At 67.4% G+C, this 24,227-nt stretch carries 30 protein-coding genes; 17 read left to right on the plus strand and 13 right to left on the minus strand.

What is annotated here, in order from left to right; all coding sequences use genetic code 11:
* Window positions 1-239: 239 nt before the first annotated feature.
* From E1261_RS24085 to E1261_RS24100, 4 genes are all read left to right on the plus strand, one after another.
* Entirely contained in the window at window positions 240-611 is a 372-nt protein-coding gene (locus E1261_RS24085) for a VOC family protein (protein WP_132410169.1), read from the plus strand.
* Window positions 612-700: 89 nt separating this feature from the next.
* On the plus strand, window positions 701-1,657 hold the full coding sequence (locus E1261_RS24090) for a tyrosine-type recombinase/integrase (RefSeq protein ID WP_132410171.1): 957 nt from the start codon (window positions 701-703) through the stop codon (window positions 1,655-1,657).
* A gap of 201 nt (window positions 1,658-1,858) precedes the next feature.
* Window positions 1,859-2,230: a hypothetical protein gene (locus E1261_RS24095; protein WP_132410173.1), complete on the plus strand. Its 372-nt coding sequence runs from the start codon at window positions 1,859-1,861 to the stop codon at window positions 2,228-2,230.
* Window positions 2,215-2,934 (plus strand): AAA family ATPase, encoded by a 720-nt coding sequence (locus E1261_RS24100; RefSeq protein ID WP_238176398.1) that lies wholly within the window; start codon window positions 2,215-2,217, stop codon window positions 2,932-2,934. The genes E1261_RS24095 and E1261_RS24100 overlap by 16 nt, the downstream gene beginning before the upstream one ends.
* Window positions 2,935-3,069: 135 nt before the next feature.
* Here the strand turns inward: E1261_RS24100 and E1261_RS24105 are convergent, their stop codons facing one another.
* Both E1261_RS24105 and E1261_RS24110 read right to left on the minus strand, forming a co-directional pair.
* The gene (locus E1261_RS24105) at window positions 3,070-4,446 is read right to left on the minus strand and encodes an FAD-binding oxidoreductase (protein ID WP_132410175.1); all 1,377 of its coding nucleotides are present in this window, start codon (window positions 4,444-4,446) and stop codon (window positions 3,070-3,072) included.
* Between the two features lie 149 nt (window positions 4,447-4,595).
* A complete protein-coding gene (locus E1261_RS24110; RefSeq protein ID WP_132410177.1) occupies window positions 4,596-5,207 on the minus strand; it encodes a TetR/AcrR family transcriptional regulator in 612 nt (203 codons plus the stop codon).
* An 88-nt stretch (window positions 5,208-5,295) separates the two neighbouring features.
* Between E1261_RS24110 and E1261_RS24115 the strand changes: the two genes are divergently transcribed.
* The 4 genes from E1261_RS24115 (at window position 5,296) to E1261_RS24130 (ending at window position 8,227) form a co-directional block, all read left to right on the plus strand.
* Window positions 5,296-5,778, plus strand: coding sequence for a sigma-70 family RNA polymerase sigma factor (locus E1261_RS24115; RefSeq protein WP_132410179.1), 483 nt, complete (start codon window positions 5,296-5,298; stop codon window positions 5,776-5,778).
* Window positions 5,779-5,954: 176 nt separating this feature from the next.
* Window positions 5,955-6,470, plus strand: coding sequence for an esterase/lipase family protein (locus E1261_RS24120; protein ID WP_132410181.1), 516 nt, complete (start codon window positions 5,955-5,957; stop codon window positions 6,468-6,470).
* Between the two features lie 295 nt (window positions 6,471-6,765).
* On the plus strand, window positions 6,766-7,389 hold the full coding sequence (locus E1261_RS24125) for a tyrosine-type recombinase/integrase (protein WP_202874980.1): 624 nt from the start codon (window positions 6,766-6,768) through the stop codon (window positions 7,387-7,389).
* A gap of 436 nt (window positions 7,390-7,825) precedes the next feature.
* Window positions 7,826-8,227: a lipocalin/fatty-acid binding family protein gene (locus E1261_RS24130; RefSeq protein ID WP_132410183.1), complete on the plus strand. Its 402-nt coding sequence runs from the start codon at window positions 7,826-7,828 to the stop codon at window positions 8,225-8,227.
* A gap of 50 nt (window positions 8,228-8,277) precedes the next feature.
* Here the strand turns inward: E1261_RS24130 and E1261_RS24135 are convergent, their stop codons facing one another.
* A complete protein-coding gene (locus E1261_RS24135; protein ID WP_132410185.1) occupies window positions 8,278-9,219 on the minus strand; it encodes a hypothetical protein in 942 nt (313 codons plus the stop codon).
* A 162-nt stretch (window positions 9,220-9,381) separates the two neighbouring features.
* Here E1261_RS24135 and E1261_RS24140 point away from each other — a divergent pair, with 162 nt between their 5' ends.
* The 3 genes from E1261_RS24140 to E1261_RS24150 all read left to right on the plus strand — a co-directional run bounded on the left by E1261_RS24140 (window position 9,382) and on the right by E1261_RS24150 (window position 11,195).
* Window positions 9,382-9,876 carry a MarR family winged helix-turn-helix transcriptional regulator gene (locus tag E1261_RS24140; RefSeq protein WP_132410187.1) on the plus strand — a complete coding sequence of 165 codons (495 nt, stop codon included), beginning with the start codon at window positions 9,382-9,384 and terminating at the stop codon, window positions 9,874-9,876.
* Window positions 9,877-9,981: 105 nt separating this feature from the next.
* Complete coding sequence (locus E1261_RS24145) at window positions 9,982-10,782, plus strand: MBL fold metallo-hydrolase (RefSeq protein WP_132410189.1); 801 nt, start codon at window positions 9,982-9,984, stop codon at window positions 10,780-10,782.
* A gap of 2 nt (window positions 10,783-10,784) precedes the next feature.
* A complete protein-coding gene (locus tag E1261_RS24150) occupies window positions 10,785-11,195 on the plus strand; it encodes a nuclear transport factor 2 family protein (RefSeq protein ID WP_202874982.1) in 411 nt (136 codons plus the stop codon).
* Between the two features lie 16 nt (window positions 11,196-11,211).
* Here E1261_RS24150 and E1261_RS24155 read toward each other — a convergent pair whose 3' ends face one another.
* From E1261_RS24155 to E1261_RS24190, 8 genes are all read right to left on the minus strand, one after another.
* On the minus strand, window positions 11,212-11,535 hold the full coding sequence (locus E1261_RS24155) for a DUF2469 domain-containing protein (RefSeq protein WP_012922325.1): 324 nt from the start codon (window positions 11,533-11,535) through the stop codon (window positions 11,212-11,214).
* Complete coding sequence (locus tag E1261_RS24160; RefSeq protein ID WP_132410191.1) at window positions 11,532-12,233, minus strand: ribonuclease HII; 702 nt, start codon at window positions 12,231-12,233, stop codon at window positions 11,532-11,534. The genes E1261_RS24155 and E1261_RS24160 overlap by 4 nt, the downstream gene beginning before the upstream one ends.
* Before the next feature lie 9 nt (window positions 12,234-12,242).
* A complete protein-coding gene (gene lepB, locus E1261_RS24165; RefSeq protein WP_132410193.1) occupies window positions 12,243-13,013 on the minus strand; it encodes a signal peptidase I in 771 nt (256 codons plus the stop codon).
* Window positions 13,010-13,639 carry a signal peptidase I gene (gene lepB / locus E1261_RS24170; RefSeq protein ID WP_238176399.1) on the minus strand — a complete coding sequence of 210 codons (630 nt, stop codon included), beginning with the start codon at window positions 13,637-13,639 and terminating at the stop codon, window positions 13,010-13,012. Before lepB (E1261_RS24170) ends, lepB (E1261_RS24165) begins: the two co-directional genes overlap by 4 nt.
* A 144-nt stretch (window positions 13,640-13,783) precedes the next feature.
* A complete protein-coding gene (rplS, locus tag E1261_RS24175) occupies window positions 13,784-14,146 on the minus strand; it encodes a 50S ribosomal protein L19 (protein WP_132410197.1) in 363 nt (120 codons plus the stop codon).
* Window positions 14,147-14,334: 188 nt separating this feature from the next.
* The gene (gene trmD / locus E1261_RS24180; RefSeq protein WP_132410199.1) at window positions 14,335-15,531 is read right to left on the minus strand and encodes a tRNA (guanosine(37)-N1)-methyltransferase TrmD; all 1,197 of its coding nucleotides are present in this window, start codon (window positions 15,529-15,531) and stop codon (window positions 14,335-14,337) included.
* On the minus strand, window positions 15,528-16,082 hold the full coding sequence (gene rimM, locus E1261_RS24185; protein ID WP_132410201.1) for a ribosome maturation factor RimM: 555 nt from the start codon (window positions 16,080-16,082) through the stop codon (window positions 15,528-15,530). Before rimM ends, trmD begins: the two co-directional genes overlap by 4 nt.
* A gap of 40 nt (window positions 16,083-16,122) precedes the next feature.
* Window positions 16,123-16,710 (minus strand): helix-turn-helix domain-containing protein, encoded by a 588-nt coding sequence (locus E1261_RS24190; protein WP_132410203.1) that lies wholly within the window; start codon window positions 16,708-16,710, stop codon window positions 16,123-16,125.
* A gap of 143 nt (window positions 16,711-16,853) precedes the next feature.
* Here E1261_RS24190 and E1261_RS24195 point away from each other — a divergent pair, with 143 nt between their 5' ends.
* The 6 genes from E1261_RS24195 to E1261_RS24220 are packed head-to-tail and all read left to right on the plus strand — an operon-like array spanning window position 16,854 to window position 23,238.
* A complete protein-coding gene (locus E1261_RS24195) occupies window positions 16,854-17,738 on the plus strand; it encodes an ABC transporter substrate-binding protein (RefSeq protein ID WP_132410205.1) in 885 nt (294 codons plus the stop codon).
* Window position 17,739: 1 nt separating this feature from the next.
* Window positions 17,740-18,576, plus strand: coding sequence for an amino acid ABC transporter permease (locus E1261_RS24200; protein WP_132410207.1), 837 nt, complete (start codon window positions 17,740-17,742; stop codon window positions 18,574-18,576).
* On the plus strand, window positions 18,576-19,328 hold the full coding sequence (locus tag E1261_RS24205; RefSeq protein WP_132410219.1) for an amino acid ABC transporter ATP-binding protein: 753 nt from the start codon (window positions 18,576-18,578) through the stop codon (window positions 19,326-19,328). The genes E1261_RS24200 and E1261_RS24205 overlap by 1 nt, the downstream gene beginning before the upstream one ends.
* Window position 19,329: 1 nt before the next feature.
* Window positions 19,330-20,271, plus strand: coding sequence for an agmatinase (gene speB, locus E1261_RS24210; RefSeq protein WP_132410209.1), 942 nt, complete (start codon window positions 19,330-19,332; stop codon window positions 20,269-20,271).
* Window positions 20,272-20,275: 4 nt separating this feature from the next.
* Window positions 20,276-21,826, plus strand: coding sequence for a thiamine pyrophosphate-binding protein (locus E1261_RS24215; protein WP_202874983.1), 1,551 nt, complete (start codon window positions 20,276-20,278; stop codon window positions 21,824-21,826).
* Window positions 21,823-23,238, plus strand: coding sequence for an aminobutyraldehyde dehydrogenase (locus E1261_RS24220; RefSeq protein WP_132410213.1), 1,416 nt, complete (start codon window positions 21,823-21,825; stop codon window positions 23,236-23,238). The genes E1261_RS24215 and E1261_RS24220 overlap by 4 nt, the downstream gene beginning before the upstream one ends.
* Window positions 23,239-23,287: 49 nt before the next feature.
* On the opposite strand, the gene E1261_RS24225 is transcribed toward E1261_RS24220, so the two are convergent.
* Complete coding sequence (locus E1261_RS24225; RefSeq protein ID WP_132410221.1) at window positions 23,288-23,545, minus strand: RNA-binding protein; 258 nt, start codon at window positions 23,543-23,545, stop codon at window positions 23,288-23,290.
* A gap of 5 nt (window positions 23,546-23,550) precedes the next feature.
* Window positions 23,551-24,057, minus strand: a complete 507-nt coding sequence (rpsP, locus tag E1261_RS24230; protein ID WP_132410215.1) for a 30S ribosomal protein S16 — start codon at window positions 24,055-24,057, stop codon at window positions 23,551-23,553.
* Between the last annotated feature and the right edge of the window lie 170 nt (window positions 24,058-24,227).

A 24,227-nucleotide genomic window follows, 5' to 3' on the forward strand; every position in this document is an offset into this window, starting at 1 on the left:
GCCCCCACCCACCGGATAGCCATCACAGCCGGCCTCGACGTCTCCACCACCGAAGGCGCACTGGAAACCCTGGCCACCCTCGACCTCGTTCACCCGACCTCCACGGGCTGGTGCCTGACCCGGCCAGCACCCGACTGAGGCCCGGCACCAGCTAGCGCTGGCTGGAGCGGATGGACCAGTGATGGCTCAGGTGTCCCAACGTTGACTTCAACAGTGCTTGAGCTACGACGCTTGCGCGCATGGAACCGTCTCTACGGATCGAGATCTTCACTGCCGACGTCGCTGCGTCGGCCGCCTTTCTTCGCGAAACCCTCGGCTTCGACGAGCGCTACCGGCAGCACGAAGGCTCTCGGCTCAGCTACATCGCCTTGGATCGCGGGGTCGCCAGGATCGGAGTAGGCGCCGCCTGGGAGGCTGTTGACCCGCAAGCACGACATGTCCCGCGCGGGGCCGAGATCGTGCTGGAAGTCGATGACATCGAAGACGAGTACCGACGTGTCATGATGGCCGGCTGGCCTGTTGAAGGTCCACCGCAGAAGAGACCTTGGGGACTGACCGACTTCAGATTGTCAGACCCGAATGGCTACTACTTCCGCATCACGAACCGCTGACCCACGGTTCAAAGAAGGCTAGTTGACTGAACTCTTCTGAGCGCCAGTTGGTGCACAGCACGGCGTCCGGGAGAGGGTATGGCGTGGCAGTGGCTGAGCCGGGTCGGGTGGTCGAGTTCGAGTCGGGGCTTCGTTGGAGGGTTCTGTTCCCTGAGTCGGAGCATCAGGCGGCGTCGGGCTATCTGCGGGAGCTGGCTGCCTCGGATTGCAGTCTGGCGACGCTGCGGAGCTACGCCTTCGATCTACTGCGCTGGTTCCGGTTCCTGCACCGGCAATTCACGCCTTGGGAGCGGGCGGTACGGCTGGATGTGCGGTCGTTCGTCGAGTGGCTGCAGCAAGCGCCAAACCCGCAACGGATCCATCGTCGGCCGGATGCGCCGGTGCCGGGGTCATTGAACGCTGTGACGGGGAAACTGGTGCTCGCCGCGACGTACGCCAGTCGCACGATCAATCGCCAACTGAGTGTCTTGTTCGGGTTTTACGAGTGGGCGTGCTCGACCGACCTCGGGCCGCTCGTTAATCCGGTGCCGGCCCAGCGGGGTCGCGGCGGCGAGAGGTTGTATGCGCACCACAATCCGATGGAGGACTTCGTGGTTCACCGCCGGGCGACGTACCGGCAGAAGACGCCTCGTCCGTTGTGGCGAGCGATTCCTGACGAGGCCGCGGATGCGCTGTTCGCTGCGTTGCGCAGCCACCGCGACCGAGCGCTGGTGTCGTTTTGGCTGTCGAGCGGCACACGGGCGACCGAGCTGCTTGGCCTTCATCACGGCGGCGACGTCGATGCCGGCGCGAACACGATCACGGTCGTGAGCAAGGGCAGCCGGCTGCGGGAGACGATCCCGGCGAGCGTGGATTCGTTCGTGTGGTTGGCGCTCTATCTGGCCGAGGAGCGACCCCCGATGACCGAGGGCGGCCCGGTGTGGTGGATCCGGCAAGGGACTCCTCGGCCGCTGACCTATCACGCGGCCCGGGCTGTGCTGCAGCGCGCGAACACAGCCATGGGTTCGAACTGGTCAGCGCGTGAGCGGGTCCGGCGTCGAGGGTAAGGCCATGCTCGAGTCGCGACGCCAAGCAAATGAGACACGCTGGGCTGCCGGGTCCTCGACCAAGATGCTGTCGATCAACAGCGTCGTACCGGATCCGCGCGTCGACTCCGTCGGCCGGATGGTGAAAACGCGGCCTATGACCAGGGCACGATGCCGCCGCTTCCGGCTGTGGCGGCCGGACGGCAGGTGCAGTGCCTCGATATGAGCGCGACGCTGGAGTTCGTCTTGGACCGGGTCGGCGACACGTTCCGAATCAAGCCGGTGCGTCCAGAAATCCGCAGGATCCTGGAGTGGCTGGAGCAATTTCCCGGGGTCACTTGGGAGGAGCGGTGGTTGTCCAGTGGGGCCGATGCGGCTCCGCGGACGTGGCGGGCCGTCGTGGTGGGACCAGAGGAGATGCTGCAGCGCAAGCTCAGCTACGGCGCCACTGCACTGATGGCCGGGCGCGTGCTGCGCCCGTCGTACGGGTGGCAGCTGGAGTCGAAGACGGGCGCGCATCTGTCGGCCAAGATGCTGACGATCAACGACGACGGGTCGCGGGTCGCCTTGAAGAGGCCATGCAGCGGGAGCTGACCGAGCGCCTCGGCCCAACGGACCGAGACCGGGTCGGCGAGTTCCACGCCCGCACCCTGCACATGCTGCTCGGCCAGCGCCCCGACTCGTCGACGCGCTTCCGCCACGACCGGGACAACCGGCTGCCGCACGACATCATCGTCGTCGACGAGACGTCGATGGTCTCGCTGACGATGATGGCGCGACTGCTCGAGGCGGTCCGGCCGGAGACGCGCCTGGTCCTGGTCGGCGACCCCGACCAGCTCGCGTCCATCGAAGCAGGCGCCGTACTGGCCGATCTTGTCGAGGGCCTGGTGGCCGGCGGCCACATCAAGGCGGCTGAGCTTCGGACTTCGCACCGGTTCGGCGGTGAGATCGGCACGCTGGCGCTGGCCGTTCGCGACGGTGAGCCGGAGTCGGTTCTCGACGTACTGCGTAGCGGCGGGGACCGGGTGCAGTTCGTCGACGAGGACGATCCGCTCGAGACGCTGCGGTCCGCCGTACTGCCCGACGTACTGGCGATCCGGGCAGCCGCCGAGGCCGGTAACACCGACGCCGCGCTCGCGGCCCTGGATCGCCACCGCCTCCTCTGCGCGCACCGCGAAGGCCCCTGGGGCGGTCAGCCACTGGAACCGAACCGTCGAGCGCTGGATCACCGAAGAAACCGAAGACCCGCTCTGGGACACCTGGTACGTCGGCCGGCCGGTCCTGGTGACCGCCAATGACTACGCCCCCGAGTCCGCGTCGTCGGCACCGAGGACGCCATCCGCTCAGCCCTGAGCCGCCGCGCCCTCCGAGCCACCGGCCTCCGCCAACGACTCGCCTGAAGCTCCCCCCGCGAACCCTCGGTCCACTTGGTTCTAGTCGACGGCGAGGTTGGAGTTCAGCCGGAAGATGTTGTTCGGGTCGTACTTCTGCTTCACGGCCAGCAAACGGTCATGCAGTTCGGGACCGTACAGTGCGCTCACCGCCGCTTGGTCGAGCGCATCGCTGGTCGGCAGGAAGTTCACCATGCCACCGCACCGCCATGGGTGCAGCGCATCGGCGACCACCTCGAGTGACTTGCCGAGCGCCTCGACCTCATGAGGCGCACCGACACCGATGGTCAGCACCTGGTACGGCACTCCGCGCACGACGGCGTCGGCCTCGGCAGGAGCTCTGTCGAGCGCGCCACCCAGCGCACGGATCTCGACAACGGCGGGCGGGAGGGCAGCGTCAGGTCCGGCCGCCTCGACCAGCGCGGTCAGCGCTTCGTCAGGCAGTTCCCGGACTCCGAAGCTGCGGTCGACGAACGGCAACGGATTCGGCGGCTCGGCGTAGATCGAGCCGGTGGCGACATAGGGAATCTCCGCGACGCTGTCCAGCAACGGCACACCCGCCGCACGCATCGGAGCCAGTACGGCGGCACCTTCATCAGCAGCACCCGCAAACGAGAACCGGACATGAACGACGAACGCGCCACGCAACGGCTCGGGGAGCTCCGGCGCCGGCGGAAGTCGCAGGATGCCGACCGCGGTGGATGCGGCGTCCGGGAGCGCCGTGGCCCAGTCACGCCAGACTGGCAGGAGGTCCGCGAGGTGCTCGCCGGCGAAGTACAGGCCGCCTCCGAAGATTGCCGGATAGGGGAAGAGGCGAATCCGTGCGGCGGTGACGACGCCGAGGTTCCCCCGCGTCCCCTTGAGGGCGTCGAACAGTTCGGGCTCGCTGGACCGACTCACTGTGCGCAGTTCGCCGTCCGCCGTGACCACAGCGAACTCGACGACGTGATCCGAGGCGAATCCGTGCAGGCGGCCGAGGACAGGGCTCTGCCCGCCGCCCAGCAGATAGCCGATTGCGCCGACGGTAGGCGCGGAGCCGCTGAGTGGAGCCAGGCCGTACGGCGCGGCAGCGTCGAGCACGTGCTGCCAGCGGGCGCCCCCGATGACCCACGCTTCGCCGTGTTCCTGGTCGACGAGAACCTCGGACATCCGGTCCAGCGTGATCAGCAATGCGTCATTCCGCGTCGGCGGCTGCATGTGGCCACCGCCTCGGACACCGACCGCCAGTCCGTTTGCAGCAGCGAACCGTACGGCGGTCTGTACGTCTCCGGCCGAGGCGGCAGCGACGACGACAGCCGGCGCCGGTGGTGTCAGGAGGTTGTAGCTGTAGCACTCGGCGTCGTACCCCGGGTCCCCGGGCAGGAACACCGCTCCCTCGATCTCGGCACGCAGCACCTCGACGCGATGGTAGACAGACATGGCGAATCCTCCGATTCGGCTCGATCACGAGGCCGACCGGCCCCCGAAGAGGACAGACGGAGCCGACCGCCCGCAGTTCATCGCCGAGTGCGCGATGTGGCCCAGGTCACCACCGGCCGCAGATCCGTTGCGCTTGGCAACAGCTCGGCTCAGGCAGTGGCGAGATAGGCCGCGATGCTGCGGCGTGCCCGATCGAGGTAGGACCGGTCGCGATAGAGGACGTACAGGTCGTTCGCCAGATGCAGGTAGGAGTTGAGATCGAAGGCGGCCTGCTCCGGCTCTTCGTCGGGCAGGAGACCGGCGTCGCGGGCGGCGGCGTACTCGGCAGCCAGTAGTTCCATCCATTGGGTCTGCAGCTCGGCCAGCCGGTCACGGACGATCCCCGGCCGGGTGTCGAACTCGGAATTGACCGAGGAGAAGAAACAGCCGCCAGGGAAGACGTCGTTCTCCACCTGGTCCAGGAAAAGGTTGCAGAGGGCCCGCAGCCTGGCCGACGAGTCCGGCTCCTGCATCGCGGGCCCGACGATGTCCCGCCCGTAGATCTCGGTCGCCGCGTCGATCGTGGCCAGCTGCAGGTCTTCCTTCGAGCCGAAATGCGCGAACAGCCCGCTCTTGCTGATCCCCGCAGCCTCGGCCAGCCGCGCGATCGACAGCCCGGCCAGTCCGTCCACGGTCGCCAGCTTGACCGCCGTGTCCAGGATCATTCGCCGGCTCCGGACACCGTCGACGCGCACTCGTCGATTCTGAGCTCCGTCGGTCACGTCACCATCCTAGGAGATGCGGAAGGGGTATCGTTCCTGATATAGATAGTACGACCGGTCGTTCTAAGTAGCTTGCGAAAGGACCTGCGTGGCCACCACGCCCACAGAACTCCGCGATCCCCGCACCGTGCCGGCCGACGAGCGGTTGTGCCTGGTGCACGCCACCCATTCCCGCGCGCTGCTGTTCTTCCTTCGCCGTCTCGTTCCGTCCGGCGCCTCGGTGACCGCCGAGGACCTGCTGCAGGAGACGATGCTCAAGGTCTGGCGCCAACTGGACTCCCTCCCGGCCGAACCCGACTCACAACGGCGATGGCTCTACACAGTCGCCCGACGGCTGGCCATCGACGCCTTTCGCATCCGCGGTGCCAGACCCCACGAGGTCGAGCTGACCAGCCACGGCGAGGTAGGGCGAGGCGACGAAACCACCTGCACGGTGATCGCCAGGGACGCACTGCAGCTCGCCGTCGCACGGCTCAGCGCTGCCCACCGCGACGTACTGTCAGCCATCTACCTCGAAGGCCACACGCCCGGCGAGACCGCGCACCGCCTCGGTTCCCCATCGGAACAGTGAAGTCCCGCGCTCACTACGCGGCTCGAACCATCCGCCAAGCTTTGGCCGCCGTGGAATGACGGACTGTGGCGTGCCACAGGGAATGGGGTGTGAATCGTACGACTGCACACAATCCCGCTGGGGGTGGTTGGCAACCATCATGAGGAGAACCATCCCGCTGTGCGGAAGGACTTCTTGTGAGAGCTAAACCTTGGGCCCGGTTCTGGGCTTGTGCGGTCGGTGCCGTCCTGGTGACGACAACGATGACCGGTACGGCGAGTGCGAGCACCGCGGCGGTGGAACATCCGGTGACGTGGTCCTTCGTGAACGGATTCTTCGCGGACCCGCTTGGTGCGCTCGACCCGGCGACTCCGCCGGTCGGATCGAATGTGTGGACGTGCAAGCCGACGGCTGCGCACCCGGAGCCGGTGATCCTGCTGCACGGGTTGGGCGGGAACCAGCGGCTGAACTTTCCGGCGTTGTCTCCGCTGCTGGCCAACAACGGGTACTGCGTCTACTCGTTGACCTATGGCAATCAGAGCTGGCTGCCGACCGTGGGTGGGCTGGGCTCGATGCGTACCAGCTCGGCCAGGGTGAAGGCTCTGGTTGACAAGGTGCTCACGAGCACCGGCGCCGAGAAGGTCAATGTCGTAGCGCATTCGGAGGGTACGACGGTCGCGTCGTACGCCCTCTATAGGGACCTGGCGGAGTGATCCCACGACGAGCCGGTCCGCTGGTGCCCGCGATCGTGGCGGAGGCGGCCCGACGCAAGGACTGGGGCGAGCGGCTGCACGCCGCGACTCTGGCCGCAGAGCCGGGACACAAGTTCATCGTCGACGGTACGACGTACCGGCGAACGGCCGGGCCAACACGGCAGCTGATGAATATTGCCAGCGGGCTGCGCGCCCAGATCGTCTCGCTCGCACCTGACGGCCCGCAGATCCGGCTGCAGTACGGCCTGGTCAATGTCACGCAGGCCGAATCGGACGGGTTCTGGGATGGGCCATCGTGGAAACGCTGCGCCACACCGGCGTCCGGATCGAAGAAATGGTCGAACTCACCCAGCTGTCGATGCGCCACGACACCTCCCAGACGACTGGCACGCTCGTGCCGCTGCTTCACATCGTCCCCAGCAAGACCGACGCCGAACGGCTCCTGCCCATGAGCCCTGAGCTGGTGACGGTGCTGCTCGCCGTACAGCGCCGCGCCAAGGCGGGCGGAGCCCCGGTGCCCTTGTCGATCCGTTACGACCCGATCGAGCGGCCCCACAGCGAACCCTTCCCGCACCTGTTCGCGCGACGCGTCGGCACCCGCCAAGAAGTCATCTCCTATGGCGTGGTCCGGCGGCTACTGGGCGAGCTCGCCGCCGACGCCGGCCTGACCGATGCCGGGCAGCCGATCCGGTTCACGCCGCACGACTTCCGGCGGTTGTTCACCACCGAGATGGTCTCCAGCGGCCTGCCGCCGCTGCACATCGCCGCCACCCTTGACTTGTTCAGTCAAGGAAGCCGTCCCATTTCAATTCGTAGCGTGAGCCGCCGGGCATGGTGTTGTCGCCGGGCAGTTGTTCGACCGGTTTCGCGAGCTCCAACCCGACCGGGCCTAGCAGGTCCGGCGCCAAGGCCACCATGAACTCAGTCTGGGGCGCTGCGATCACGCTGCCTAGGCGGCCAGCCCGCGACTGTCCGTCGATCCGATGGCGATGGGCGTGCATCGGACCTTCCCGTGGCCGTTGCGCTCGGTCGCCTCGAAGGGAACTGCCTCGCCCTCGAGCCGACGCCGACCTCCTCGACAACTCCGGCGCCAGCGTGGACGCCTGGCACCGCCTTACTACCACTCAGCCGACCGAGGCGCCCCTCACCGGACGGACGGGAACGTCGATGTTCCCGGTCTCGTCTTCTGCCGAACCCGCGCGGACGGGTCGGTGCAGGCCGACATCGTGGACGAGCGGTGGATGGCAGGCGTATCGACTGGGCCATGATCCGCGGACTTCTCGCCGGCAACGTCGATGACTCCGCGGTTCGCCGCGGAGACGGCTAGGCGCCACGACCGGCTCTAAGATCCGGGCATGAGCGATGTCATCGTGGGCACTTATCAGCAGGTTTCCAGCGTGAACTACGACGAGTACCTGAAGGCCATCGGGGTCTCAATGATCACCCGGAAGGTCGCCGGCAACGTCCTCCAGGTACTCCACATCTCCGTTGCCGAAGACATCTGGACCATCAAAGAGACCAGCACCTTCAAGAACAGCGAGATGAAGTTCGAGCTCGGGCAGGAGTTCGACGCCGAGACCGCGGACGGGCGAAAGGCCAAGAACGTTATTACCCGGGATGGGAATCAGCTGACTCGGATTCAGTCAGTAGGTGGAGCCGACCTGACGTCGACCTACATCTTCGATGAAACCGGGCTCGAGCTCATGCTGGACGCGACCAACGGGGTAGTGGCGCATAAGCAGTTCACACGCGTCTGAGGCCGCCAGCTCACGGCGAATGATGGACTTGTTGTCGAGGCGATCGGTCATCATGGCCGGCTGTTCAGGCGTCCGAGGGACCAGACTGCTAGTGCGACCGCCCAGGGTAGGACCCAGATTGCGGCGACCAGGACGCCGGCCACGGCCACGCTGCTGGCTGGGGTGGAGTCGACGGTGGCGAGGGTCGCGATCATGGCCGCCAGCAACAATTGGGCCAGCGGAAGGTGCCGCCGATGCAGCGCTCCGCCGGTGGGTACCAGCCACAGCAGGTAGGCGACGGCCACGATCCCGGCGATGACTCCGGTTCCGACGCCCAGGGCGAAGGCGTTGGATTGTCGGCCTACTGCCTCGGCGGGGGTGGCGAGGCTGGTCCAGAGGGCTGCGGAGGCACCGGTTCGGACTAGTACGACGGCGGTGCAGGCGAAGAGGAGGAGGTAGCTCAGGATTCGCAGGACGAGACCGGCTGTTGGTGACCTCTGCTCGACTCGGTCGACGAGCCAGCCGACTGCCCAGCCGGCCAGGCCGCCGGCGATGGCGGCCAGACACCAGGCGATCCAGGCTGCGACGTACAGGCCGAGGCGGTCTTTGGTGAGTTCGGTGCTGATCGACTCGGCGGCGATCGAGAGCAGCCATCCGGCGCCGGCTCCTGCCAGTAGGCCGCCGCTGAATCCCATCACCAGCCCGGCCGCCGCGCCGAGACCGATCGCGGTCGCCGTGAATGAACCGCCCAGCAGCGCTGACAGCACCGTGCCCGATAGCAGCCAGGTGACCGACGCCGCGACAACGCCGGTCACGATCGCACCAGCCAGGCGGACCGGCCAGCCGCCCTGGAGGAACAACCGAAGAAGTGCGTCCAGGAACTCGTTGACCGATTTTTCGGCCAGCCACCGCAGCGCCTTGCCCAGCGGAGTCCGTTCATCCGTGCGAAGGCTCGACGCGGAGAACTGGCGGTGCGGTTCGTGGTTCGAGGGCTGAATGTAGACGTAGCTCACGCCAGATCCTCCACCGTGTCGGGAATGACCAGGTTCGCTGCCGGAGAATCACCCGCCGCCAGTCGGCGATCTTCCGGCAGGGCAGTACCCGTCGTTCTACCCTGACGACGACGAGGCAAAGCATGCCGCCGCACTGAGGCGGGCGGCGAGGACGGGATTGCGGTGGGTGAACGAGTGGAGATCTCGACGGCCAAGGAGGCGGCGGACGACGACTTGATCAAGTCGTTCGGCCGGTTGCTCGGGGCAGCCAACCGGCTGGAGTACATCCTCGGGCGGGCTCTCGAAGAGGAGTGCGGTATCACGCATCTGACGTACGAGGTGCTGCTGATCCTCGGGCGGGCAGGCGGCGACGGGTTGTCGATGCGAACCATCGCTCAGCAGCAGGTCCTCTCGACGGGTGGGGTCACCCGGCTGATCGATCGGATGATCGCCGCCGGGCTGGTCGAGCGGGCCGAGGACCCGGCCGACCGTCGGAGCAGGCTCGTGCGGATCACAGCCGAGGGTGAGCGGACCGCTGTCGCGGCTTCGGCCGTCCATCGGCGCAACATCGAGCAGTACTTCGTGGCTCCGCTTCCGGCGGATCACTTCGAGCAGTTCGCGGCCGATGTTCGCCTGCTCAGCAGGGCCGCCACGGATGCGTTGCCCCGCCTCAAGTAGCAATAGTGATGCAGGTCACTCCATTCGGGAAATATCTGCTTAGTCAGATTCTGTTCAGTCAGATGAAGCGCCTGCATCCTGTGGGCCGACCGAGGGAGTGACACCATGAGTGCGCTGGACTTCACGATCGTCGACCTGGACTTTCCGGTCGGCAGCCAGAACAAGACGGCCGTTCTGGTTGCGGGCGAGCAGGACCTGCTGCTGGTGGACGCGGGGTTCACCCGCGCCGACGGGCACCGGCTGGTGGCCGCGATTCTGGACTCGGGCAAGACCCTGACCACGGTCTTCATCAGCCACGGGGACCCGGACTTCTACTTCGGCGCCGAGGTGATCGCCGATGCGTTCCCGACTGCGCGATTCGTGGCCACTCCCCCGGTTCTCGAGCACATCAAGGGCAGCTACGAGGGCAAACTCGGCGCCTGGGCCGCACTGGGCACGAACCTGCCGACGCGGTTGGTGGCGATCGAGCCGCTGACCGGCGATCTGACGGTCGAAGGCCATCACTTCGAGCTCAAGGGCGATCCCGCCGGTCGCCAATACCTCTGGCAGCCGGAGCAGCGCGCGATTCTCGGCGGAGTCCTGCTCTTCCAGCAGGAGCACGTCTGGGTGGCCGACACCGCGACCCCGCAGGACAGGGCGGCGTGGATCGACCTGCTGGACGAAATGACCGCTCTCGAGCCCGAACTCGTCGTACCGGGGCATCGGCTTCCTGGCACGGCGGCGGACGCCAGCGCGATCACGGCGACGCGGGAGTACCTGACCACCTTCGAGAAGGAGCTGGCGACCGCCGCCGATGGCGCCGCACTGACGGCCGCACTCGTCGAGCGGTACCCGGACCACGGGATGCTGATCGCCGCGCAGATCGGCGCCAAGGTCGCCACCGGCGAAATGGTCTGGGGCCACTGACGATGACCGACTTCGCAGCCTCGACTGCGCCGGCCGACGTGGTCCGGCGTCAGTACCTGGCCTCGGCCGCAGGCGATCTCGACGCTCTGCGCGCGACCCTGGCACCCGACGTGGAGTGGACCGAGATGGCCGGCTTCCCGCTCGCGGGCACCTACCGCACTCCTGACGGCGTCACCTCGAACGTGATGGAGCGACTCGCCGCCGAGTGGGACGGCTGGGCCGCGCACGACGACAAGTACGTCGTGGACGGGGAGGACGTGGTCGTCCTGGCGCGGTACACCGCCGTCAACAAGGCGACCACGCGGTCGATCGATGTCCGGGTCGCCCACCACTTCGTCGTACGGGGTGGCCTGATCGTCCGCTTCGAACAGTTCGTGGACACGGCGAAGGTCCGCGAGGCCATGACCGCCTGACCCCGGGGCCCCGGGGTCAGCGGCCGAAGTCGGAGTCCTTGGGGACTTCCAGGTCGGACTTGGCGAGTTCTTCGATGTTGACGTCGCGGAAGGTGACGACCTTGGCGTTCTTGACGAAGCGGGCGGACCGGTAGACGTCCCAGACCCAGGCGTCGGCCATCGTCACCTCGAAGTAGACGTCGCCGCCTTCGGTGCGGACCTTGAGGTCCACGGCGTTGCACAGGTAGAAGCGGCGCTCGGTCTCTACGACATATTTGAAGATCCCGACGACGTCCTTGTACTCCCGATAGAGCTGCAGCTCCATATCGGTTTCGTACTTCTCGAGATCATCAGCACTCATCGACTGCTCTCCACTCCGGTGGGACTGGTGACATTCTGTCCCATATCGGGCCGCAGACTGCGGCGGACATTCTCGAACCGCCGTCGATGTTGCGGGCACGGGCCGTATTCGTCCAGTGCCGCCTGGTGCTCGGGCGTGCAGTAGCCCTTGTGGATGGCGAAACCGTACTGCGGGTACTCCTGGTCCCAGTGCTCCATCACGCGGTCCCGGGTCACCTTGGCGATCACGGATGCGGCGGCGATACAAGCCGCCACGCGGTCACCCTTCCAGATCGCCAGGCCCGGTACGCCGAGACCGTCGACCCCGAAGCCGTCGGTCAGCACGTACGACGGCCGCACGTCGAGCCGGAACAGGGCCCGGCGAAGCGCCTGGAGGTTCGCCACGTGCATGCCGAGGCGGTCGCACTCGGGGGCCTCGATCGAGACCACCGACCAGGCCACCGCGCGCTTGCGGATCTCCTCGTAGCAGCGGTCGCGGGCCTTGGCGGTGAGCAGCTTGGAATCGGCCAGCTCGGGGATCTGACCGCGCTTGCCGTCCGGCAGGATCACCGCGGCCGCGACCAGCGGGCCGGCACACGGTCCGCGCCCGGCCTCGTCCACGCCGGCGATCGGATCCAGGCCGACCCGACGGAGCGCCCGCTCGTACCCGTACAGCCCGGCGTCACGGCGCACCGTGCTCCCCCGGGGCAACACGCTCATCGGAGTCTCCTACTTGGGAGGCGGCGTCAGGGAGATGACGGGTTTGGCCGGAGGCGGCCCGGCCGCCGCGGGAACGGCCTTGAAAGTGTCCGGTACGCCGAGTTTGTCCCAGCGTCCGGCCGGCCAGACGACCAGGATCGCGCGGCCGGTGACCTTGTCCAGCGGGACGAAGGCCGCGTCACCGGGGTTGCCGCCCTCGGCGTCGACGTCCTGCAGGTGCACGCGGGAGTCGCCGGAGGCGGAGCGGTGGTCGCCCATCACGAAGATCCGGCCGGCCGGGACCGTCACCTGGAACTCCATCTGCGAGGCGGCGTCACCGGGGTACAGGTAACTGGTCTCGTCGAGGGGCTGGCCGTTCACCAGCAGGCGGCCCTTGGTGTCGCAGCACTCGACCTTGTCGCCCGGCATCCCGATCAGGCGCTTGATCAGGTGACCGTGGCTGGAGTCCGGCAGCAGGCCGACGACCTCGAAGAACCGGCCGACCGAGCCGCGCTTCTGGCCGCTCTCCTCGGCGCCGAGCCAGCCGCCCGGATCCTCGAAGACGACCACGTCGCCACGCTTCACGTCGGTGATCTTCTCGACGACGACCCGGTCACCGACCAGCAGCGTGTTCTCCATCGACTCGCTCGGGATGATGAACATCTGGCCGACGAACGCGCGCAGGATCGAGGAGACGATCAGCGCTCCGACGACGATCAGCACGAACTCGCGGGCGGCGGCCGCGAAGCCCGAACGATGGGCGGGTTTGGCGGCGGCCGTCTTCGTCGGTGTATCGGTCACTTCTTCAGCCCCGGCTTCTTGAAGGTTTCCGGAGGACGCAGCATCGTCATCCGGTCAGACGGCCAGATTACGCAACAGGCCCGGCCAACCACGTTCTTGATCGGGACGAACCCGCCACCGGGACCGCCCATGTGCGCCCGCGAGTCCGCCGACTGGGCCCGATTGTCGCCCATCACCCACAGCTGACCGGGTGGTACGACGACGTTGAAGGGCATGTCGGAAGGGTGCGCACCCTTGAGCAGGTACTCGCGCTCGTCCAGGGCGATCCCGTTCACCGTGACGCGTCCGTTGCGGTCACAGCAGATCACCTTGTCGCCGGGCAGCCCGATCACCCGTTTCACCAGGTGACCCTCACCGCTGCGCGGCAGGATGCCGACGAACTCACCGACCTGCCGGAACGGGCCCGGCGTGGCCGGCTCCTCGTTCAGCCAGTTCGCGGGGTCCTTGAAGACGACGATGTCACCGCGGTCGACGTCACGATGCAGATAACTGATCTTCTCGGCGAGGATCCGGTCGTCCTTGGTGAGCGTGTTGTACATCGACTCCGACGGCACGTAGAACGCTTCCGCGACGAACAGCCGCAGGACCACCGTGATGACGAGTGCGAGCACCGTCACGGTGGTCATCTCGGTCAACAGGCTGAGCAGCGGGTTCCGCTGCTTCAGCCTGCGGTGACGTCCTTTGCTGCGACGTGCCCTCCGTGGTGCCGAGCGAGGGCGAGCGCGAGTCGCAGTGCTCGGCGCCATAGGTGACCGTCGTCGTTACGTGGCTCAGGAGGCCGGGACGTTGTCCCGCTTCTCCTTGATCTTGGCTGCCTTGCCGCGCAGCTCGCGCAGGTAGTACAGCTTGGCGCGGCGGACGTCGCCGCGGGTGACGACCTCGACCTTCTCGACGATCGGGGTGTGCATCGGGAAGGTGCGCTCGACGCCGACACCGAAGCTGACCTTGCGGACCGTGAAGGTCTCCTGCAGGCCACCACCGTGACGGCGGATCACGACACCCTTGAACACCTGGACGCGGGAACGGTTGCCTTCGACGACCTTCACGTGCACGTTGACGGTGTCACCGGCGCGGAAGGCCGGGATGTCGTCGCGCTTGCTCGCGTTGTCGAGCTCGTTCAGGATGTTGGTCATCAGGTGTCTCTTCTCTCGCGCGTGCCACAGGTCACCCACGAAGGTGGTTGGTGAAAGTCGTTGAAAAGCTGCCAGTCGGTGGTCACCCCCTGTGGCAGGAGCACCGAAAGAGCAGCAGCAGACAATCTTGCCACATGCCCCACACCGTGACGAAATCAGCGCCCTTCGGCAACAGAGGGTGACAGACACTATTTCCGACGGCGGCGCTTCCCGAGGTGCACCAGATCGACCTTCGGAGTCTGGGCCTCGCGCCGCAACTCCCGGTAGCCGGCCTTCTTGTACACGGCCAGGTTCCGCTCGCTGAGCCCGCCGGTGTTGAGCTCGTACGTCGTCACCTCGGCCGGCGCGAGCTTCTCCGCCGTCTTCAGCAACCGGGTGCCCAGCCCGCGGCCCTGCCAGTCGGGAGCGACGATCATCCGGCCGATGTAGGCCACCGAACCGTCGACAGTCACCTGCACCGATCCGACGATGCGAGTGCCTGCGACGGCCTTGAGGACGGTCCCCTGCTGGAGACGCTCGGCCGCCGCGTCGACCGTCTCGACCAGCGGCGGGATCGAGTAGTCGTCGTACAGGCGTCCTTCGGAGAGGAAGGCGGCCAGTTGCAGGGTGTGGATCTCCCCCGCATCGCCGGGGGTGGCCGGGAGAATCCGAACCTGATCCGCATCGTCCTTCCCGGCCAGTACGTCGCCCCACGCGGCCAGCAGGTCCGGACGGCGCTCCGCAGTGCGGCTGACGGACTGCTCATGACGCCACTCGGCGATCTTGCCGTGGTTCCCGGACAGCAGGATCTCCGGTACGTCGTGCCCCCGCCAGCTCACGGGCTTCGTGTAGACCGGGTACTCCAGCAGCCCGTCGCCCGAATGCGACTCCTCCGCCAGCGACTCCGGGTTGCCGATCACACCGGGCAGCAGCCGGGCCACCGCCTCGACCATCACGAGTACGGCGACCTCACCGCCGTTCAGCACGTAGTCGCCGATCGACACCTCGTCGACGCGCATCCGCTCCCCGGCGTACGCCGCGACCCGGGCGTCGATGCCCTCGTAGCGCCCGCACGCGAACGCCAGCCAGGGCTCCTCGGCCAACTCGTAGGCGAGCGCCTGGGTGAACGGCCGCCCAGCAGGCGTCGGAACGATCAGCCGGGGCTGGGCAGGCCCGTCCGGCGGCGCGACCGCATCCAGCGCCTCACCCCATGGCTCCGGCTTCATCACCATGCCCGCGCCACCGCCGTACGGGGTGTCGTCGACGGTGCGGTGCCGGTCGTAGGTCCACTGCCGCAGATCGTGCAGGTGGACGTCCAGCAGACCGCTCTGGGCCGCCTTGCCGACCAGTGAGACGTCCAGCGCGGCCAGGTACTCCGGGAAGATGGTGAGGACGTCCAGCCTCATCGGGCTGCGTCTCCCGGCTCCGACGGAACCACCTCGGCACCCTCAGGGTCGAGCAGGCCCGGCCGGTCCGCGACTGTCACGTACTTCGCGTCCAGATCGATCTCCGGAACCAGCTCCTCGACCAACGGCACCAGTACGGCGTTGCCCGCCGGACGCCGGATTTCCAGCAGGTCCTGCGAGGGCAGGTGGATCACGTCGATCACCTCACCCGCCTCGTCACCCGTGGTCGTGCGAACCTTCAGACCGATCAGCTCGCGGTCGTAGTACTCCTCGGGGTCCTCCGGCCGCTCGTCCTCGCCGATCTCGGCCTGGACTTCCAGATTGCGCAGCGACTCGGCAGCAGTCCGGTCCGGGGACTCGACGAACTTCACCAGCAACCGCCCACTGTGCCAGCGACTGGACTCCACGGTGAGGGTCCGCGGCGGGTTGGTGGTCGTGACGAGCTTCGCTCCGTCAGCGAAGCGCAGGTCAGGGTCGTCCGTCCGGACGATCATCCCGATGTCGCCCTTGATCCCGTGCGCCCGGCCGATCCGACCGACAATCACCAGCACCGCAGTTCCTCCCGAAGCCCAGACATAACGCCACAGTCTCTCAGGCGCTGCCGCTCCAGGGCGCAGGGGTCAGCACCCAGATCAGCTCGGCGGGGTCGGTCGGGCTGGAGTTGACCCAGGTGTGCGGCTCGCCACCGGGGAAGGTCAGCGCGTCACCGGCGGCCAGCTGGACGCGGCGGTCGGTGAACAGCATCTCGATACTGCCGGTGATCACGTAGACCACTTCGTACTCGCAGTTGATCGTGTAGAAGTCCGAACCACCGGTGCCACCCGGCTCCGCGTCGGTATGCACCACCTGGACGCGGGACTGCCCGCGCGGCGTCATCAGCCGCTCGTCGACACCGGCTCCGCCCAGGTTGATCGCGGGCGCGCCATCACGCCGTACCAGCGCGACGTCCGGCACCGAGAACAGCGAGCCGACGTCGAGACTCATCACCTCGCACAAGGTGATCAGTGAGGCGACGCTCAGCGAGGTCTCGTCCCGCTCGACGCGGCTGAGGAAGCCCTTGGTGAGGCCGGCGGCCGAGGCGAGCTGGTCGAGGGTGTAGCCGTGTGCCTGCCGGGCGGCCCGCAGCCGGGAGCCGATCCGGATCTCGTTGTTCGAGGGCGACACGGGCAACGGACGCATCGAAAGACCTTCCATCAGGCGGAAAAACAAAGGACAACTCCTTGACACCCCATCATGCCGCCCCCGATGCTCGTACGACAACCTTTGTTGCCTGTCATGAAACATTCTCGAAACATCGGCCCGACCGTCCGGGAGAACCCACCATGCGGATTCCACGCTTCGCCCTCGTCGTCACAGTCGTCACCGTCGCCGCGGCCATGGTGTCGTGTGCGGCACCTGATGCGGTCGAGTCCCCCAGTGGCGGCAGTACGACGCCCGCCCTGGCCAAGGACGATGCCGCCGCTGCTCTGCTGCCGGACGCGATCAAGTCGGCCGGGAAGGTCCGGGTCGCTTCCGGGGTGAGTTTCCCGCCGATGGAGTTCTTTGCCGAGGACAACAAAACCGTGCTCGGCTTCGACGCGGACCTGGGGGCGGCCCTCGGGCAGGTGCTCGGCGTGCCGTTCGAGTTCCAGAACACCAACTTCGACGGGATCATCGGCGGTCTGAACGCCGGCCGGTACGACCTGGCGATGACCAGCATGATCGACAAGAAGGCTCGCCAGGAGACGGTGGACTTCGTCGACTACCTGAGCTCCGGCGTCTCCTTCATGGTTGTCAAGGGCAACAAGAACGGGCTGAAGGAGCAGAAGGATCTCTGCGGGCGCACGGTGGCGGTGGAGAAGAGCGCGACCGGCGACCTGACCGCCGACGAGATCGCGAAGGGGTGCAAGCTGACCAAGCTGCCGTTCCCGGACCAGGCGAGCGCGGTCCAGGCACTCCAGTCCGGCCGCGCGGACGCCGTACTAGCGCTCGACCTGACGCTGGCCTACAACGTGAAGCAGGCGCCGGACGCGTTCGAGATCGCGAGTAAGCCGTTCGGCACGCTGCCCGTCGGCATCCCGGTGCCGAAGAACAACCCGAAGCTGCGCGACGCCGTCCAGGCCGCGCTGAAGAAGGTGATCGAGAGCGGCACGTACGACGCACTGCTGGCGAAGTGGAACCTCACCGACCAGGCACTGAAAGACGCGCCGATCAACCAGGGCAAGTGAGATGAGCACCGCCGACGAACCGATCGTCCGGCTCCGGCATCCGGGCCGCTGGGTCGCGGCCGCCGCGATCGTGTTCCTGCTGGCCGTGTTCGTGCACTTCGTCGCGACCGCACCGAAGCTGCGGCTCGACCTGGTGGCCGGCTACCTGTTCGAGAAGTCGATCCTGCTCGGCCTGGTCAAGACCCTGCAGCTCACCGTGATCGCGATGCTGGTCGGGGTGGTGCTCGGCACGATCCTCGCGGTGATGCGGCTGTCCGAGAACCCGGTCCTGCGTTCTGTTGCCGGCGGCTACGTCTGGCTGTTCCGCGGTACGCCGATCCTCGTGCAACTGCTGTTCTGGTTCTTCCTGGGCACCGTCGTACCGAACATCAGCATCGGACTGCCCTTCGGTGGACCCGACCTGATCAGCTGGCCGACGAACACCGTGATCACCCAGTTCACGGCCGCGATCCTCGGGCTCGGACTGAACGAAGCGGCGTACATGGCCGAGATCGTCCGGGCCGGGATCGGTTCGGTCGACTCCGGGCAGCGCGAGGCGGCGGAGGCTCTCAGCATGAGTCCGTGGATCACCTACCGGCGGGTGATCCTGCCGCAGGCGGCCCGGCTGATCGTGCCACCGACGGCCAACCAGACGATCTCGATGCTCAAGCTGACCTCGCTCGTGCTGGTGATCGGGTTGCCTGAGCTCACCACGACCGCCCAGCTGATCTACGGCCGCAACTTCCAGCAGATCCCGCTGCTGATCGTAGCCAGTCTCTGGTACCTCGTCCTGACCACGATCCTGACCGTCGTCCAGAACCGGTTGGAGAACCGTATGAGCCGTGGAGTGCTCCGATGATGGTCGAGGCGGTCAACGTGCGGAAGTCGTTCGGCGACGTCGAGGTGCTGAAGGGCATCGACCTGACTGTCGCGGCCGGCGAGGTCGTCTCGCTGCTGGGGCCCTCAGGCTCGGGCAAGAGCACGTTCCTGCGCTGCATCAACCACCTCGAGCGGATCGACTGCGGCGAGATCAGTGTGAACGGCGAACTGGTCGGCTACCGGCGCCATGGCGGCCGCAAGTACGAACTGCGCCCGCGCGAGACTGCGGCGGCCCGGCGGCACGTCGGGATGGTGTTCCAGCGGTTCAACCTGTTCCCGCACCGCACCGCGGTCGAGAACGTGATGGAGGCGCCTGTCTTCGTCAAACGCGAGACACGCGCCGCAGCTCGTAGCCAGGCGCTCGCACTGCTCGACCGGGTTGGCCTTGCGGACAAGGCAGCGGCGTACCCGGCCCAGCTGTCCGGCGGCCAGCAGCAGCGGGTGGCGATCGCCCGCGCCCTGGCGATGCGGCCGACGCTCATGCTCTTCGATGAACCGACCTCCGCCCTCGACCCCGAACTGGTCGGCGAGGTGCTCGAGGTGATGAAGGATCTGGCGGCTGACGGGATGACGATGATCGTGGTCACGCACGAGATCGGGTTCGCTCGGGAGGTCTGCCAGCGGGTGGTGTTCATGGACGCCGGCGCCGTCGTCGAGGCCGGCCCACCCGCGCAGGTGCTCAGCAATCCCACTCACGCCCGGACCCGGACCTTCCTGCAGAAAGTGCTCTGAGATGACCGAATTCCAAGGCCCTGTGGACGCGACCAGGATCCCCCGGTACGGCGGCCCGCCCACGTTCGCGCGGTTGCCGCGGATCGATGAGGTGGCGCGCGCGGATGTCGCGGTGATCGGCGTACCGTTCGATTCCGGTGTCAGCTACCGGCCCGGTGCACGCTTCGGCCCGGGCCATATCCGGGCGTCGTCCAAGCTGCTGCGTCCGTACAACCCGGTGCAGGACGTGGAGCCGTTTGCGCTGCAGCAAGTAGCTGATGCTGGTGACATCGCCTGCAACCCGTTCGACATTCTCGAAGCGGTCAAGCAGATCGACGAGGGTGTGCGCGAGGTGATCGGCTTCGGCGCCAAGCCGCTGACGATCGGTGGCGATCACACCATCGCGCTACCACTGCTGCGGGTGATGCACGAGGCGCACGGGCCGATCGCGGTCGTGCACTTCGACGCGCACCTGGACACGTGGGACACGTACTTCGGTGCGCCGATCACACACGGTACGCCGTTTCGTCGCGCCTCCGAGGAGGGTCTGATCGACCAGACCGGGTCGCTGCATGTGGGCATCCGCGGGTCGCTGTATTCGCGGGAGGATCTGACCGACGACCAGGTGCTGGGGTTCCAGGTGATCGGCGCGCATCAGTTCGACGACCACGGGTGGCGTGGGGCGGTCGAGCGGATCAAGGCGCGGGTCGGTGATCGTCCGACGTACGTGTCGCTGGACATCGACGTACTGGATCCGGCTTTTGCGCCTGGGACCGGGACGCCGGAGGCCGGTGGGCTGACCAGTCGAGAGTTGTTGCAGATGCTGCGGGCGTTCGCCGAATTGAACCTGGTCGGTGCGGACATCGTCGAGGTGGCGCCTGCTTATGACCACGCAGAGGTGACCGGGATCGCGGCGGCGCATGCGGCGTACGAACTGATCAGCGCGATGGCGCCCCGTGGTTGAGGGGGTGACGGGCGGCGCGGCCGTCGTGGACAGCTTGGTGGCTAACGGAGTCCGGCATGTCTTCGGGATTCCGGGCACGCACAATCTGGAGATTTATCGGTACCTGCCTGCTTCGGGGATCCGGCACATCGTGACGCGGCACGAGCAGGGCGCCGGGTACGCGGCCGACGGATACGCGCGGGTGACGGGTGGCGCGGGCGTGCTGATCACGACTTCGGGACCAGGGATCACAAACGCGATCACTGCTCTCGCAACCTCTTATGCCGATTCGGTGCCGACGCTCGCGATCTCACCCGGCCCGCCGCGGGGGATGGTTGGCAAGGACGTCGGCTGGTTGCACGAGCTGAAGAACCAGCAGGGCGCGCTGGACGCGGTGTGCGACCGGAGCATCCGCGTCGAGAGTGCGGACGAGCTGCCGGAGGTGATCGCGGACATCTTCGCCGGGTTCACGTCCCGGCGACCGCGGCCGGTCCATCTGGAGGTGCCGGTCGATGTGCTGGAGGGTTCGTGGGTACGGCGGCCGGCGATCGCGGCGGGGTTGACCGAACCAGACGCGGTCGATGTGGCTGCCATCGCCGCAGCGTTTGCGCAGGCGCAGCGACCGCTGATCATCGCGGGCGGCGGCGCGCGGGGTGCGGCTGCGGAGATCCGTGCGCTGGCGGCGAGCGGCGTACCGGTGCTGACGACGGTCAACGGCAAAGGCATCGTCGACGAGAATGATCCGGTCGCGCTCGGGGCGTCGATCCGGCTGCCGGCGGCTCATCGGGTGATCACCGAGGCTGATCTGGTAGTTGCCGTCGGCACCGAACTCGGTGACTCGGATCTGTGGGGTGGGATCGCCCAGGCTGCCAAGGTGATCCGCATCGATGTCGATCCGGGGCAGCAGGACAAGAACCTGCGCGCCGATCTCGGCATCGTCGGTGACGCCCAGCAGGCGCTGCAGTTCACGACTAAGCGTTTCGACACCACGCATGTCGCGGAGTGGCAGAAGGCGATTCGCGCTGATGCCGATCGGGATGCCGGGCCGTGGGCAGCGATCCAGCAATCGTTGGCCGCCGCGCTCCCGGGCGACACCGTGATCGCGGGCGACAGTTCGCAGGTCACGTACTACGGAACGGTCCACCACTGGCCGTTCACGACCGCCAACCGCCTGCTGTACCCGACCGGCTACGCCACCCTCGGCTACGGCCTGCCGGCTGCGATCGGTGCGAAGGTCGCGCAGCCGGAGCGGCCGGTGATCGGGCTGTTCGGCGACGGTGCCGCGATGTTCACAATCCAGGAGCTGGTCACCGCGACCGAGCTCCGGCTGCCACTGCCGATCGTTGTGGTGAACAACGGCGGGTACGCCGAGATCCGCGAGCAGATGGTGGATCGCGGGATCGTGCCGCAGGCGGTCGACCTCTATCAGCCGGATCTGCCGGCCATGGCGCGCGCGATTGGTGCGTACGGGGTGGAGGCGGAATCGGCCGCCGTACTGGGTGAACTCGCTAGCGCCGCACTCACCGCGGACCGGCCGACCCTGATTCAGCTCACTATCGACGGGAGTGCCGCGTGACCATCCTGAGCAATGTCATCGGCGGCAAGAGCGTGGGTGCGGCCGCAGCGATGGAGTTCGTCGATCCCTCCACTGCGCAGGCACTCGGTACGGCGCCGCTGTGTCGGGAGGCCGAGGTGGATGCGGCGGTCGGTGCTGCGGCCGAGGCCTTCCCGAGTTGGCGCCGTACGACGCCAGCCCAGCGGCAGCAGGCGATTCTCGCGCTGGCGGATCTCGTGGCCGAGCATGCGGACGAACTCATCGAGTGCGAGGTCCGCAACACCGGCAAGCCGCGGGCGGCGACGCGGGAGCTCGAACTCCTCCCCTGCATCGACCAGTTGCGGTTCTTCGCCGGTGCGGCTCGGGTGCTGACCGGGATCGCGCAGGCGGAGTACGAGACCGGGTTCACCTCGTCGGTACGCCGGGAGCCGGTCGGCGTGGTCGCGCAGATCACGCCGTGGAACTACCCACTGATGATGGCGATCTGGAAAATCGCACCGGCACTCGCAGCCGGGAACACCGTCGTACTGAAGCCGGCCGACACGACGCCGTGGAGCACGGTCAGGTTGGCTGAGCTGGCGCAGGAGGTGCTGCCGCCGGGCGTGCTCAACGTGGTCTGCGGGGATCGAGACACCGGACGGCTGCTGGTCACGCACCGGCGGCCGGACATGGTCGCCATCACCGGTAGCACGAGGGCTGGTGCTGAGGTGATGGCCGCAGCCGCACCGACGCTCAAGAACGTCCATCTGGAGCTAGGCGGGAAGGCGCCGGCGCTGGTGTTCGCTGACACCGACCTGCGGCGAACGGCCGAGGAGATCGCGTTCACGGGGTTCTTCAACGCCGGCCAGGACTGCACTGCCGCGACTCGCGTGCTGGTCGAGGAGTCGGCGTACGAGGAGTTTGTCAGCGAGCTCAGTGCCGCGGCGCGGGCCAGCCGGGCGGGTGGGCCGGATGAGTCGGAGGTGGCGTTCGGGCCGCTGAACAGCGCGGATCAGAAGGGGCGGGTCGAGGAGTTCCTGACCGGCTTGCCGGCGCACGCGGAGATCGTGGCGGGTGGAACCGGCCGCGGACCGGGGTACTTCCTGGACGCGACCGTGATCGCCGGGGCTCGGCAGGACGACGACGTGGTCCAGCGGGAGATCTTCGGGCCGGTGCTGACCGTGCAGCCGTTCGCCGACGAGGCCGAGGCGATCCGGCTGGCGAACGGTGTCGACCTCGCGCTGGCCTCCAGCGTCTGGACCACCGACCACGGCCGCGCCACCCGGCTGGCCGCGGAGCTGGACTTCGGCACGGTTTGGATCAACTGCCATCAGCTGCTGCCTGCCGAGCTACCGCACGGCGGCTTCAAACAGTCCGGCACCGGCAAAGACCTCTCGGTCTTCGGCCTCGAGGACTACACGCGGCTGAAACACGTCATGAGCGCCTGGCACTGAAAAAGGCCGCGTCCCCCTGCTTGGGGAACGCGGCCTTCAGCGGAGTTCGTTAGCTCGAGCGGCGGGGCCGCTTGTTGAACTCGTCGACGAAGTCGATGCGCAGCGACTGCTCGGCGCTGAGCGCTCCGACGACCGTGCGGATCGCGGTGGCGGTCCGGCCGTTGCGGCCGATCACCTTGCCGATGTCGTCGGGGTGCACGTGCACCTCGAGCGTCCGGCCGCGGCGCAGGTTACGGGCCCGGACGCTCACGTCGTCCGGGTTGTCCACGATGCCTCGGACCAGGTGCTCCAGCGCCTCGGTCTCCATCACCGTCAGGCCTTGGCGTCGTCGGCGGCCGGAGCCTCGACAGCGGCCTCGTCAGCCTTGGCGGCCTCCGGGGCCTCGTCAGCCTTGGGGGCCTCGTCGGTCTTGGCCTCCGCCTTCGGGGCAGCCTTCTTCGCCGTCTTCTTGGCGGTGACGGCCTCGGTCTTCAGCGTGCCGTGGGCCTCGGCCAGCGCCTCGTTGAAGATCTCCTGCTTGTCCCGCTTCGGCTCCTTGACCCGCAGCGGCGGCGGAGCGTCCTGGCCCTTGAACTTCTGCCAGTCACCGGAGGCCTTGAAGATGGCCTCGACGGCCTCGGTCGCCTGCGCGCCGACGCCCAGCCAGTACTGCGCCCGCTCGGACTCGACCCGGATGAACGACGGCTCGGTCTTCGGGTTGTACAGGCCGATCTCCTCGATGGCGCGGCCGTCACGCTTGGCGCGGGCGTCCATCACGACGATGCGGTAGTGCGGCGCACGCTTCTTGCCGATGCGCTTCAAACGGATCTTGACTGCCACGTTTGCGGGAACTCCCTTGGGATTACATGTCTGGGTGAGCAGCACGGCGTCGTGGGGACAACGAGTGACCGCTCGAATGGGCCGAGCCAGGCCGTGGAGTTAGAGGGCTGCACAAACCTGGACGGACTCAGCCAACCATTCTGCCAGATCCCCGCCTCCCCGCCCAATCC

Source organism: Kribbella albertanoniae (genome assembly GCF_004348455.1).
GTDB lineage: Bacteria > Actinomycetota > Actinomycetes > Propionibacteriales > Kribbellaceae > Kribbella > Kribbella albertanoniae.